Annotated in this window: 16 protein-coding genes; 7 read left to right on the forward strand and 9 right to left on the reverse strand. The window is 37.1% G+C overall.

The genetic code is table 11. The features are described 5' to 3' along the window. Positions 1 to 118: 118 nt before the first annotated feature. Together LZ480_RS15275 and LZ480_RS15280 are read left to right on the forward strand one after the other, a co-directional pair. Positions 119 to 595 carry an RNA polymerase sigma factor gene (locus LZ480_RS15275; RefSeq protein WP_241370407.1) on the forward strand — a complete coding sequence of 159 codons (477 nt, stop codon included), beginning with the start codon at positions 119 to 121 and terminating at the stop codon, positions 593 to 595. Further along, positions 595 to 1,284 carry a zf-HC2 domain-containing protein gene (locus tag LZ480_RS15280; RefSeq protein ID WP_241370408.1) on the forward strand — a complete coding sequence of 230 codons (690 nt, stop codon included), beginning with the start codon at positions 595 to 597 and terminating at the stop codon, positions 1,282 to 1,284. Before LZ480_RS15275 ends, LZ480_RS15280 begins: the two co-directional genes overlap by 1 nt. A gap of 46 nt (positions 1,285 to 1,330) precedes the next feature. Here the strand turns inward: LZ480_RS15280 and LZ480_RS15285 are convergent, their stop codons facing one another. The 7 genes from LZ480_RS15285 to LZ480_RS15315 form a co-directional block, all read right to left on the reverse strand. Next, complete coding sequence (locus LZ480_RS15285; RefSeq protein WP_241370409.1) at positions 1,331 to 1,726, reverse strand: VOC family protein; 396 nt, start codon at positions 1,724 to 1,726, stop codon at positions 1,331 to 1,333. 94 nt (positions 1,727 to 1,820) lie between these two features. Further along, positions 1,821 to 2,876, reverse strand: a complete 1,056-nt coding sequence (locus LZ480_RS15290) for a 2,3-butanediol dehydrogenase (protein ID WP_241370410.1) — start codon at positions 2,874 to 2,876, stop codon at positions 1,821 to 1,823. 296 nt (positions 2,877 to 3,172) lie between these two features. Continuing rightward, complete coding sequence (locus tag LZ480_RS15295; protein WP_241370411.1) at positions 3,173 to 4,285, reverse strand: DUF4179 domain-containing protein; 1,113 nt, start codon at positions 4,283 to 4,285, stop codon at positions 3,173 to 3,175. A 5-nt stretch (positions 4,286 to 4,290) separates the two neighbouring features. Beyond that, positions 4,291 to 4,824 carry a sigma-70 family RNA polymerase sigma factor gene (locus tag LZ480_RS15300; RefSeq protein WP_241370412.1) on the reverse strand — a complete coding sequence of 178 codons (534 nt, stop codon included), beginning with the start codon at positions 4,822 to 4,824 and terminating at the stop codon, positions 4,291 to 4,293. Positions 4,825 to 5,009: 185 nt separating this feature from the next. Next, entirely contained in the window at positions 5,010 to 6,371 is a 1,362-nt protein-coding gene (gene rlmD / locus LZ480_RS15305) for a 23S rRNA (uracil(1939)-C(5))-methyltransferase RlmD (protein ID WP_241370442.1), read from the reverse strand. A gap of 134 nt (positions 6,372 to 6,505) precedes the next feature. Next, entirely contained in the window at positions 6,506 to 7,270 is a 765-nt protein-coding gene (locus tag LZ480_RS15310; RefSeq protein WP_255731484.1) for a polysaccharide deacetylase family protein, read from the reverse strand. Between the two features lie 85 nt (positions 7,271 to 7,355). Continuing rightward, a complete protein-coding gene (locus LZ480_RS15315; RefSeq protein WP_241370414.1) occupies positions 7,356 to 8,255 on the reverse strand; it encodes a TIGR01777 family oxidoreductase in 900 nt (299 codons plus the stop codon). A 110-nt stretch (positions 8,256 to 8,365) separates the two neighbouring features. Here LZ480_RS15315 and recX point away from each other — a divergent pair, with 110 nt between their 5' ends. The 3 genes from recX to LZ480_RS15330 are packed head-to-tail and all read left to right on the forward strand — an operon-like array spanning position 8,366 to position 9,765. After that, positions 8,366 to 9,172, forward strand: coding sequence for a recombination regulator RecX (gene recX, locus LZ480_RS15320; RefSeq protein ID WP_241370415.1), 807 nt, complete (start codon positions 8,366 to 8,368; stop codon positions 9,170 to 9,172). Beyond that, a complete protein-coding gene (locus LZ480_RS15325) occupies positions 9,165 to 9,494 on the forward strand; it encodes a YfhH family protein (RefSeq protein ID WP_241370416.1) in 330 nt (109 codons plus the stop codon). The genes recX and LZ480_RS15325 overlap by 8 nt, the downstream gene beginning before the upstream one ends. 1 nt (position 9,495) lies before the next feature. Then, entirely contained in the window at positions 9,496 to 9,765 is a 270-nt protein-coding gene (locus tag LZ480_RS15330; RefSeq protein WP_241370417.1) for a YfhJ family protein, read from the forward strand. A gap of 146 nt (positions 9,766 to 9,911) precedes the next feature. On the opposite strand, the gene LZ480_RS15335 is transcribed toward LZ480_RS15330, so the two are convergent. Continuing rightward, complete coding sequence (locus LZ480_RS15335; RefSeq protein ID WP_241370418.1) at positions 9,912 to 10,901, reverse strand: metal-dependent hydrolase; 990 nt, start codon at positions 10,899 to 10,901, stop codon at positions 9,912 to 9,914. Positions 10,902 to 11,017: 116 nt separating this feature from the next. On the opposite strand from LZ480_RS15335, the gene mutY reads away from it, so the two are divergent. Both mutY and LZ480_RS15345 read left to right on the forward strand, forming a co-directional pair. After that, entirely contained in the window at positions 11,018 to 12,076 is a 1,059-nt protein-coding gene (mutY, locus tag LZ480_RS15340) for an A/G-specific adenine glycosylase (protein ID WP_241370419.1), read from the forward strand. A gap of 58 nt (positions 12,077 to 12,134) precedes the next feature. Continuing rightward, on the forward strand, positions 12,135 to 12,320 hold the full coding sequence (locus LZ480_RS15345) for a hypothetical protein (protein ID WP_241370420.1): 186 nt from the start codon (positions 12,135 to 12,137) through the stop codon (positions 12,318 to 12,320). Positions 12,321 to 12,562: 242 nt separating this feature from the next. On the opposite strand, the gene LZ480_RS15350 is transcribed toward LZ480_RS15345, so the two are convergent. Next, positions 12,563 to 12,715: a YpzG family protein gene (locus LZ480_RS15350; protein WP_241370421.1), complete on the reverse strand. Its 153-nt coding sequence runs from the start codon at positions 12,713 to 12,715 to the stop codon at positions 12,563 to 12,565. Between the last annotated feature and the right edge of the window lie 216 nt (positions 12,716 to 12,931).

The following is a 12,931-nucleotide window of genomic DNA, read 5'->3' on the forward strand; positions in this document are numbered from 1 at the left end:
CTAGCAAGTTCTATTTTACATGAAAATTAAAAAATAAGTGAAAGTTGAACAATAATAAATCAATTTTGTAACGAATTTCATTTTCGCTAGTCTTATGTAGGAAGGAGGGAAGGGGGAGATGAATTTTGAACAAATCTATCGTCTTTATTTTCAAGACGTCTACCATTTTATGCTCGCATTGTGTCGCAGTGAGACACTTGCAGAGGAAATTACACAACAAACCTTTTTTAAGGCCCTACAAAATATTGATCAATATAAAGGGAATTGCCAAATGAAGGTTTGGCTCTGCCAAATTGCAAAAAATACTTATTTTACACATGCCGAAAAGCAAAAGCGTTTTGTAGATGAACAAGTAGACCGAGAAGACGATCTGAAAATCGAGCAACAGCTATTAAAAAAAGAGCAAGCCTTCTACCTTCATCAATTAGTCCATCGATTGGATGAACCTTATAAGGAAGTTTTTTCGCTCCGAGTTTTTGGAGAGCTTTCGTTTTTACAAATTAGCCAGCTCTTTGAAAAAACGGAAAGCTGGGCACGGGTTACATTTTATCGATCAAAAAAGAAAATACAGCAAATGGCTAAGGAGGAACAGTGATGACTAAAATTACATGTGATATTGTCCAAGATGTATTGCCACTTTACTATGATGAAGTGTGCAGTCAGGATACGAAAAAGTTAGTGGAGGAGCATCTTCAAAGTTGTAAAGAATGCCAAAAAGAATTGGAAAATCTTTCTGCAATCGTTCCGGTGCAGCAATCGGAAACAAAGCAAAATGCACAGGATAAAAAAATGATGATGTCTTTGGCTAATTCATGGAAGGGTTTTCGGAAAAAAGCATTCTTTAAAGGAATAGGAATAGCTTCACTTGTGTCGCTGCTATTAATTGGTAGTTATTTCACGTTAACTGAGTGGGATATCAAGCCGGTTAAACAAGATAATATCGTCATTACAGAGATTGCACAGCTCGCAGATGGCCGCATTGCATTTCATATTGACTATCTTGATGATATCGATGTTTATCGTGTGAAATATGAGCTTCATGAGGATGGAAACTTTTATATGATTCCATTACGAACAATTATCGGTAAAAGCTCATTACCTCATTTTGTCGTAAGTGAAGGTTATCAGACGTTTGATTTGCCTAGTCGACAGATAGACCGCGACGGAAAAATTAATGCGCTCTTTTACGGCTCTCCTGAGAATGCTCAGTTGATATGGAAAGAAGGCATGGCGCTCCCAAAAGCAAGTGAAGAGCAAGAACAGCATTTAAAAATAGAGGATTAACGAACAAGAAGCGCAAAATCAAATGAAGGATTTTGCGCTAAAATCATTATTTTGCTCCTTGGTCAGGTTGGTGAATACCAAAAATATTGCCTTCTGTATCTAAGTAATAGCCTTGCCATGCCATACCTGGTAATGCGTATTTTTTTACGGCGATTTGTCCGCCATTTTCCAGTATTTTGGATTCTGTTTCATCATAATTTGCGATCCCCATAGTGCATACCGCAGAGTTTACACTTTGACCGGGAACTGGTGAAGGTGATTGACGTTGCATAAGTGCACCGTTAATTCCATGATATTGATCATCACCAGTAATAGCACCAAAATAGGGCATACCAGCATATTTACTATAATCTTCGAATTGCCAATCAAACACGTTTTTATAGAAATTCTTTGCTCTTTCCATATCATCAACATGAATTTCAAAATGAATCATTCTTCCCATTAGAAAACCTCCAATTTCATATTTCATAATTATCTACATTCCCAATAATGTTCCACTTTAAACAAAAGTGATGAAGTAATGAAAACTAGAAAAATTATTTCGAAGCAACTAAAATTTTAATTTGATCTTTGTCGTTTACTAATGTTTCGAAGCCTTCTGTAACAACTTCATCAAGTGTGATGCGTTTTGTAACTAATTTATCCGCAGGGAAGTAGCCTTGCGTCATTAAGTGCATTACTGAAGGGAAAATATCACGATATGCAATAATTCCTTTTACGCTTCGTTCGGATAATACAATATTGTTTGGTTGAATGGATGCTTCTTTTTCCCATATTGAAACAATAATTGTTTCTCCCTCAAACGAAGTAGAATCGATTGCTTGTTTTAAGACAACTGGAACGCCTGTTACTTCATAGGCAACATCTGCACCACCATTTGTTAATTCATGAATTTTTGCTACTACATCCGCTTCTTCTTCAGGATTAATTACTGCAGTTGCGCCTAGTTCTAATGCTTTTGCACCGCGCTCTTTCGATAATTCCACGGCATAAATTTCAGCAGCACCTGCTACTTTTAGTGCTTCGATCACCAATAAACCGATTGGACCTACACCGAAAACAACGGCTTTGTCACCAGCTTTTAATTTACTCATACGAACGGAGTGTAGAGCTACTGCTGCAGGTTCAACTAAAGCACCTTGCTCTAATGATAATCCTTCAGGCATTTTGTGTACCCAACGTTCATCTACAACTGTGAATTCAGAGAAACCACCGCCTCCACCTGATAATCCATGGAAGCCTAAATGTTTACAAATATTATATTTCCCTTTTAAACATGCAGGACATTTACCACATGCTAAAATCGGTTCTACGACAACTTGATCGCCGACACTGACATTTGTTACACCTTCGCCAATTTCAACGACTGTACCAGAAAATTCATGACCCATTACAACTGGTGCAACTTCTTTACTTACGGCATGTGGTGCGTCTACTGGAACGAAAATTGGACCTGCTATATATTCATGAAGGTCACTACCGCAAATTCCTGTCCATGCAACTTGAATTTTTACGCGACCTGCTATTACTTGAGGTTCTTCAATTTGTTCAACGCGAATATCTTTTGCTTTATACCAACGTGCTGCTTTCATGATAATCACTCCATTTAAAATAGTTACTACACTAGTAGTACTAGCTATAGTATAACGAAATTCCCTGGTACATTTTATGGAGATACTGTTAAGTTTTGTGTGAATAATTTATAGATTTGATTATGGATTGCTTGAAATACAAGGCGTTTTAGGCATATTAAAATCATTTTGCAATAATGAAGTATATAGGGTAAATTCGGCTGGATTTATAATTTCTTCAACTTTGAACGTCCCATATAAAAAGCTGTCTGCTAAGCAATATTGTATCAATACTTATAGACAGCTTAAAATAGACATTATTTATTTAGAGGTACGTGAATTGGTTCAATTTTATATGGTTCGATTACCTGCTCAAGAAGACCATCACTATTTACTACCTTATAAGCAGTTACTATAGGTGTAATAGTAATATAAGATGCATTGTTATTCGGTATATTCATTGTAATTCGTGGAGTGCTAATATGATTTATGTTGAAATCTGTACTATGCCCTGTATCACGATAATGAATAATGTTATATTCATTTCCCAAATCATCTGATACTAAATATTCTATTGATACGGTTCTTAGCTCCTCTTGTTCTTGAGAGACGATGCGTTCATCAACTTTTTCGGCGAGTTTAATCGTTGTTGAAATTGGTGATTGTGTCATTTTAACTAGCGTTATTTCAACACCTGTATCGGACGACTTTATCTTAGGAGATTTAAAACTCGTAACGCTATTTTCAAGTGCTTGTAGGGAAAATTCGAAATTCCAATGTCCAGATACTAATTGGTTTCCATTATTTAAATTCGTTACATTATCACCTTGCCAAGAAATGTTAATTGTTTCAGGCTTTGAACCTGTAATTAATTCATAAACGTATAATACGGCATATTCATGTTCATCAATTTTTTTTACAAGATAATTTTTGGAATAACCAGAATGCTTATATTGATCCACAAATTCGTCAACAATGATATCTTCTAATAATACAGGACGTTCGCCTAAATCCTTCTCACTCTTAATAGTATAGGCAATTGTAATATTTTCTTTATCATAAACTGCATCTGTAACTGTAATACTAATGCCGTTACTTTCTTGAGTTTGTCCGATATAGGTTGTATGTTCGCTGTAATCTTCAAAAATATTGCGTTCATTATCAGTGAAAAACTCAAAGATATTTGTGAAAGTTGGTAGTTTTTCTGCAAAGGTTGGAAATGCAATATTTAAAGTAATGAATGAAATGGCACTAATACTAGCAATAGCTGAAACAAAATGTTTTTTTCTTTTAAAGAATAATGCTTTTTTTGATTTTAGCCTTTTTTGTGTACGCTGAATAATTCGCTTTTGTTCAACAGCTGAAAGGGGAATTTGTTCGTACTCCTCTATATCTAATTTAACATCATTCAAATCATTTAAAAAAGACATCTTCCTTACACCTCACCTTTTAATAAAATGTTTTTTAATTTTTTTCTTCCTCTAGATAATTTATTGTGAATCCATGAAGGTTTTACTTGTAATTCATTTGCGATTTCTTCGGTAGGGATTCCTTCTACATAATATTTGTTAAATATTGCTTTTTCAGTATCGTTCAATTCGTTTAGCAAAATGGCTAAATCAGAGTTGTAAATACTAATAGGTTCATTTAGAAGACGGTCATTTATTTCAGTAGTACTAATATGTTTCTTTACATGGTTGAGCTTTCGGAAATAATCAATTGCACGGTATTTTGCGATTGCAGCTATCCATTGTTTAAATTCATTTTTAGATGGATCAAATGAATTGATGTTAAACCATATAGAAACTAGCACATCTGCAAAACATTCTTCAATGTCTTGATTATGACTAATAAGATACTTCCGAATAATTCCGTTGAGTAAGCCACCATAAGTTATCAAGAGATAATCGATTGCTTCTTCGTTTTTAAGCTGTATTTGTCTTACAACGTTTTCATCTGATATCTTCAATTTAGCCCTCCTTTATGAGTTACTTAGGTACCTAAATATTAATACGGCTCCACCATTAAAATCCTATCAATAATTAAAAAAATAGTTTTATCGACTTTCTAAATTAAATAAAAATAAAAGCATTCGCTTCAAAAGAGCAGTAAAATGCTCTGATTGAAGGGAATGCTTAATGAGAAAATATAAATTTATTTCTTTAACGTCAATTTCACAACACATTCAACTTGTGCTGTTTGTGGGAACATATCCACTGGCTGGATATATTCTACGTTATAAGCTTTGGATAATTCTTTTAAATCACGCGCTAATGTAGAAGGGTTGCAAGATGTATAAACAACGCGCTTTGGTTTAATTTTTAATACGGTTTTAATAAAGCCCGGCTCTAAACCTGTGCGGGGAGGGTCGACTGAAATAACATCTGGTCGGTAACCGTCACGTGCCCAGCGGAATAACCATTTGTCCGCTGAACCCGGGAAAAAGCGTACGTGTTGTAAGTTTGCATTATTACGTGCATTCATTTTTGCATCAGCAATGGCTTCGTCGACATTATCCATACCGCGCACTTCACGAGCACCATCAGCAAGCCACATACCAATTGTCCCAACACCACAATAGGCATCGACAACATTTTCTTTCCCAGTAAGCGCGGCAGCTTTTTTGATTTCATCATACAAGTGAACTGTTTGCTCCGGGTTAAGCTGGAAGAACGCACGTGTCGATAATTCAAATGCATACTCACCTAGTTTTTCAAGAATTGCTTCATGCCCATCTAATACAATTGTTTCCTCACCGAAAATTAATGATGTTTTTTCGCGATTGATATTTTGCGTAATTGAAACGATCGATGGATCAATCTTTTTAATGCGCTCGATTAATTCTTCTTTATGCGGTAATTCGTTACGTGTAGTGACTAAACAAACTTGTGTTTCGCCAGACTTCAAGCCCGTACGAACAACAATTGTACGCACTAATCCATTTAAATTTTTGCCGTCATAAATTGTAATATTTAACTTTTGTAAAATTTTACGTGTTGCCACCGTAATTTTTGATGTTAATGGATGTTGTACGAGACAGTCGTTAATGTTTAGTAGCTGATGTGAGCCCTCTGAAAACAGACCAGCATAAACACGTTTGCCTTCTTTTCGTACTTGGAATTGTGATTTGTTACGGTAGTTCCAAGGATTTTCCATACCAAGTGTTGGACGAATTTCTGTTGTTTCTGCGATTTCTTTTGCGTACTTTTCAAATGCCTGTACGACGATATCGCGTTTATTGGCAAGCTGCGCTTCATATGTCATATGCTGTAATTGACAGCCACCGCAATCTGCATACACTGAGCATGGTGCTTCTTGACGAAATTCACTAGCTTTACGAATGTTTAACATTTCAGCTTCCGCGAATTTAGGTGATACTTTTGTTAATTTGACTGTTACTTCTTCTCCAGGAATCGCACCTTTTACGAATACGACGTTACGTTTATAAAATCCAACACCTTCACCATTAATGCCAAGGCGTTTTATCGTTAACGGGAACTTCTGCCCGACTTCCATTTTTACTTCACTCAAGTTTACACGTCCTTTAAATACTTCAACTCGCACTAAAGGATAGCGCGAGTTGAATCGTTTTTCTTCATCATTACATTATAACGGACAACGACTTGAAAGAAAAGGAACGTCACTTGGTTCTAGTATGGCATCACTTGCTCATATTCGAGCACTAAATCATCTAACGAGCCAAATGTATATCCTTGCGCTTTTGCCTCTTTTATAAATTTAGGCAGTGCTTCGGCATTATCTTGAGCAACCGTATGCATTAAAATAATTGCTCCTGGATGTAGCTGATTCATTAGGGCATTATACGCATATTCATAGCCGCGTCGTTCATCTTTTAGCCAATCTTTAAAGGCAATTGACCAAAAAATATGACGATAACCGACTTCATTGCCTACTTTTAATACTTGTTCGTTAAATATTCCTTCAGGTGGGCGGGCATAATACGTACGATCCACACCGGTTAATTCATAAAGTTTTTCATCAAAGCGAAACCATTCTTCTTTCATTTCCTGGGCGGATAACTTGGCCATATTTGGGTGACGATCTGAGTGATTCCCAATTGTGTGACCGTCCGCAATCATTCTTTTTACTAAATCGGACGCACTCGTTAAATAATGACCCGTTAAGAAAAAGGTCGCCGGTGCTTTCTCGGCTTTTAATGTGTCTAAAATACTTTCGGTAAAGCCGTTTTCATAGCCGTTATCAAACGTTAAATAAATAACCTTTTTGGATGCATCCCCTTTGTAAACGGCCCCGTAATTATCGAGTAAACTTTCTAACGGTTCGCCAATTTCAACTGGCTCTGCATTACGACTTGGCTTAAAGCCCCAATGGAATTCCTCGGCCTTTGCAACGGTCATATAGGAAATTAAGGTGACGACGAGTACGAACGCCATTCCAATAACATGTTTTTTCACGAAAAAAAGCAACCTCCTTTGGCAGATTTGTTACAGGTAGGTTGCGTGGAAACGGTAATTTTATTCACTGATACAAATCACGAATCGCATCTTCTACAGAAGCGTAGTTAAATGTGAAATTTGCGTTTAGTAATTTTTCAGGTAAAACATGCTGACCTTCTAATACAAGGATACTTTTTTCGCCAAGCGCTAATTTAAGTGCAATGCTTGGAACAGGAAACCAATGTGGGCGATGCAATGCTTTACTAATTGTTTGTCCAAAAGCTTTCATGCGTTTAACATTTGGTGTCGTAAAATTAATCGGCCCACGTAATTTGTCATGTTCGATAACGAATAACAAGGCACGTGCCACATCATCAACATGAATCCAGCTAAGCCACTGCCTACCAGAACCAATCGTTCCACCAATACCTAACTGATAAGGCAACACCATCATCGGTAATGCACCTTCACCTTTTGCTAAAATAACCCCAAAACGCGTTAAGCACGTACGGATTCCTAAATTTTCGGCCTGAGTAGCTTTTTGTTCCCAATGATTCACAACTGTACCTAAAAAATCGCCAGCTTTTTCAGAGGAATGTTCTGTATAAACAGCATTTTCTGATACTGGATAAATGCCGACTGCACTTGCATTGATGAACACAGAAGGTTTATGTACAACAGTTTGCATTATACGCAATGCTTCAGTAGTTGAATCCATGCGGCTATTATAAATTTTTTGTTTTTGCTGCTCTGTCCATCGACCTTCATTTAATGACACACCAGCCAAATTAATAAAGGCATCTAAATGTTCAAGCTGTAATTCGGGCTTTGCATTATGCGTGAGCCACTGTACATAGCGAATATTATTTTCCATGCGAGAATTTCCACGCGTTAAAATTAGAATTTCATGTCCTTTGTCTTGAAGTAGCTCTGTTAATTTTCGACCAACCATTCCCGTTCCACCAGCAATTGCAATTTTCATAGTATCCCTCCTCTAAATGTCTTATATTCAGTATACTGTGCAATGAAACTCAAAGTAAAAAGATGTATACTAAAAGAAAAGGTATGTGTAAGTAAAGCGAGGTGTACATTTTGCGAGCTATTACGAAAATTAGTCGCCAAAAGCGTAATCAAGACCGTTACAATATTTATTTGAATGAAGAGTATGTATTTGCAGTCGATGAAGGTACACTCATTAAATTTGGTCTGCAAAAAGGCAAAGTACTTGAGCAATTCGAAATCGATGAAATACAATATGAAGATGAAATTGCGAAAGCATTTAATAAAGCTCTCGGTTTTTTAAGTTTTCAAATGCGTAGCGAGCATGAAGTAAAGCAAAAGCTATTGCAATTAGGACATGGGGAAGCAGTAATACAAGAAGCGATTCACAAATTAAATCGCCTCGGCTTTTTGAATGATGAAAGCTATTCGAAGGCATTACTCGAAACGAGAAAACGTACGGCCAAAAAAGGACCAGCTGCGATTCGCCAAGATCTAATGAAAAAAGGGATTGCAAAAGATTTGCAGCAGGAAGTACTGAATTCTTATGGTCACGATGAACAGTTACAGCTTGCGATGGAACTAGCAGAAAAGGCGATTCGTTCTAACGACAATAAAACACCCACTCAAGTAAAGCAAAAAATTCAAGATGTTCTGTTGCGTAAAGGCTATTCTTACGGCATAGTAAACGATGTGTTAGAGCGACTAACATTAGAGCGGAAAGAAGACGAATGGAGCGCATTAATTGAAAATCAAGGTGGAAAAATTTGGCGCAAATATGCGAATAAATTCGAAGGCTTTGAACTGCATCAAAAGGTGAAACAGGCATTATATCAAAAAGGTTTCCCATCAGAAATCATTACAGCATTTATTGAACAAAAGGAGCAAGAAAATGAATGAATTAACATATAATCAAATGTCAGAAGCAGAATTACGTCAAGAAGTTGCGAACTTACGTGAGCAAGCGCGTAAAGCTGAGCAGTTAGGAATCGTCAATGAATACGCGGTTTATGAGCGTAAAGCATTAATGGCGGAAGCGTATTTAGTGGATCTTTCTACGATTGTTCCAGGAGAAATGTATCGTCTTACGGGTGCGCCAGGTGAGTTTTTCCAAGTAGATCGTTTAAAAGGGCGCTTTGCATGGGGGCACCGTTTAGGTTCAGAACGCTTTGAAGAAGCATTACCAGTTTCACTTTTACGTCCGATGAAAGAGGGGAAGTAAGATGGAAGCGTACTATCAAAAGTTAACTGAGCAATTATTGGAGAAAAATCCCGAATTACCAACAGGTCGTGCCCGTACGTGGGTAGAACTATTATGCAGTGATTTCGAATCCACATCTGCCAAAGCGGGTGTTGACTATCGTGGAATGGAATATACAGCGAAATTAGTAAGCCAATTAATCGAGAGCTACGGCGACAAATTACATTTATTTGCTGCAAAAAATCCGAAATATGCTGATTTACTAAATGACAGTGATGACACGTTAAATTAAATAATAGTAGAAAAACACAACTGGTATGAAAATAGTGCGAGTTGATGTCTTTTTTTATGTGGATACCATTAAAGAACTTATGCATAACTATCCACGAAAAAAAGAGGGTGTGTTAAAAGCTCATAACTTTTAACATACCCTCATTTCTATTCGTTTCCGGCGCCAATTTGTAGCTTTTTCATTAACTTTTCTTCAGTGAAAATCCAGCCAGTATATGAGTTGACGATATTTAAATCTTGATCTAAGTGTGCAACTGCTACAAATGGATAGTGGTCATTACTACGATAACGTAAATCGATTAATCGTAGTTCCGACAATCCATTTTCAAGCTCAGCGATTTCCCAACGATGAATAGGAGAGAATGATAAAAAAGCATCGATATTGGGATCTTTTAAAGCAGCGGATACAAGTGCCGTTTTAGGAATTGGCTCGATTTTAAATTTATCGTAAATATTTACTGTACGACGATATGAACGTCCTACATAGAAATGTGTTTTTGATTTTGCAGCGACTTTCCATTGGAAAAATTTCATTGTAGGAGCGACGATAACAAATTCTTCGTCTTTAATTTCACGGTGGACTGCCGATTTGACCGCTTTTTGTAGAGAAAAGCGTAAAATATAGTACAGTACGATAATAATGTACATGATACTAAATGTAATGACAGGGTCTGCACCAAATATCCAAAATAGTATGCCCAGGCAGTGAATCCCAAAAATAAACGGATCGAATGTATTGATGACGGCAAGAGCTACCCATTTTTTAGAGAACGGGCGTAAAGCTTGTGTACCATAAGCATTAAAAATATCGACAAATACATGTAGAAACACAGCAAGTTGCGTCCAAAGCCAAACATGGAAAATATCAGAGGAAGGTAATACTAGCGCTAAAACACCTGTAATTAGCAGCGGCCATAAAAGAACGGCAGGAATAGAATGCGTGATGCCACGATGATGGCGAATATAAACGGCGTTATTACGTAACTTTAAAACCGTATCAATATCAGGTGCCTGTTGCCCGATGATTGTACCTGCCATAACTGCGGCAAACGTCATTGGATGGCTTGCTACAACAGGGTCAGCAAGCGCAAGACCACCAAGAGCAATACCCATAACAAAATGTGTACCTGAATCCAAAATGAATCATCCTCTCATAGACAAAAACGTTTATAGACGGAATAAATTAACAATAGTATTTATCATTATAATATACCCTTTTTACGCGAAATAAAATCGAATTTTTGGAGGATAATGTGAACTATCAATATACGTCAGAATTTCGGCAGGCATTAGTCGAATGGTTTAAAAAAGAACATCGTGATTTGCCATGGCGTCATACTAAGGATCCCTATAAAATTTGGGTGTCAGAGGTGATGTTACAGCAAACACGGGTGGATACCGTAATACCCTATTACAATCGCTTTATGGACAAATATCCAACTTCTGAAAGTTTAGCATATGCAGCTGAAGAAGAGCTATTAAAAATGTGGGAAGGTCTTGGCTATTATTCACGCGTACGTAATTTACAAGCGGGTGTAAGGGAAGTTGTTGAAACATATGGAAGTAAAGTGCCAGACAATCGCCATGATATTTCGAAATTAAAAGGAGTGGGACCGTATACAGCGGGGGCGATTTTAAGTATTGCTTATGGCAAACCAGAGCATGCGGTCGATGGCAATGTGATGCGTGTGTTAAGTCGGGTGCTAAACATAGACGCCGATATCGCACTTCCGAAAACCAAAAAGATTTTTGAAGATGCGGTGATGGAATTAATAGACCCTGAAAATACATCGGCATTCAACCAAGGATTAATGGAACTTGGAGCGCTCATTTGTACACCAACTTCACCGAAATGCTTGTTATGTCCAGTTCGTGATTTCTGCACAGCGTTTCAAGAGGGAGATCCAACAACGCTACCAGTGAAATCTAAAAAAGTAAAAACGAAAAATATCGATTTTGATGTACTGGTCATTCGAGACTCGGAAGGGCGTTTTCTAATGGAAAAACGCGCAGAGACAGGGTTACTCGCTAATATGTGGCAATTTGTCATGATTGAACGTGTAAAAGATGCAAACTCATTTGCGCAAGCACAGCAACGATACAATCTTGTGTTAGACGATAATCTTGCCGTACCAATTGACAGCTTTAAGCATGTTTTTTCTCATTTAAAGTGGCTTATTGACAGCTATTTAGTCGACTGCTTGCAAGCCCCAGAACAATTACCGATTAATATGAAATTTTTTACAAAAGACCAAATAGAGCAAATACCAATGCCAGTCCCAATGTTAAAAATTTGGGGTAAAATAAAATAGCTTTATGCATAATTTATGTACCATCCGTCCACAATATTGGGCGTGGAGGTGACAAACTATGAAGCGTAATGAAAATAATCGCAATCGTCAATCAAATGTAAACAATCCATCAAAAAACAATGAGCCTGCAAAACGTGAAGAATTTGGGAGTGAAGAAAACTTCGGAAAAGTAGAGCAGCAACGCCAAAAACAAAAGCAAGAGCAACGCAACACGCAATTTGCAAAACGGAACAATAACTTCTAAATGGAAGAGTGTACGGAAAGCTAATAACTTTCTGTACACTTTTTGTTCGTGGATTGTTAAAGGTAATTTCCCAATTAAATCTACATTAGAGAAGAAATCATTTGGCGCGAAATGGCTTTTCATTATGTAGAGTTGTGCAGTAATGCAATCAACTGCATTTGTAGGCATTATAAATTAGCGTAAGCAAAAAAAAAAGCCCAGAAAAAATTCTGGGCTTGATTACACTTACTGCCTCTAGCTGACTAAAACTGTCGGGCTTTCGCTTCGCTTCTCAAAATACGGTTATGCAGAGTAATCTCTGTTTCCCCATTTACTTGAGATTTCGCGTGCTTAATCCTTGTCCAGTTACGGCGGATTTTTCGAGATTTTGGGTCTAACTCTTCAGGCCTACTCATGTCGCATCCTCCTCATCAAAATAGATTTCTTAAGTGAAATCATTATTAATATGGATTTTTCAGCGATTGTTATACGTTTCTTAATAATTCCAATTGATTACTCTTCCTTTACAAAAAAATGGACCCAGAATTATTCTGGGTCCGAGTACACTTATTGCCTACAATTGACAATAACTGATTAGCTTCAGCTTCATATATCAAGCAATAACTAGTCAG

Source organism: Solibacillus palustris (genome assembly GCF_022549215.1).
GTDB classification, from domain to species: Bacteria; Bacillota; Bacilli; order Bacillales_A; family Planococcaceae; genus Solibacillus; species Solibacillus daqui.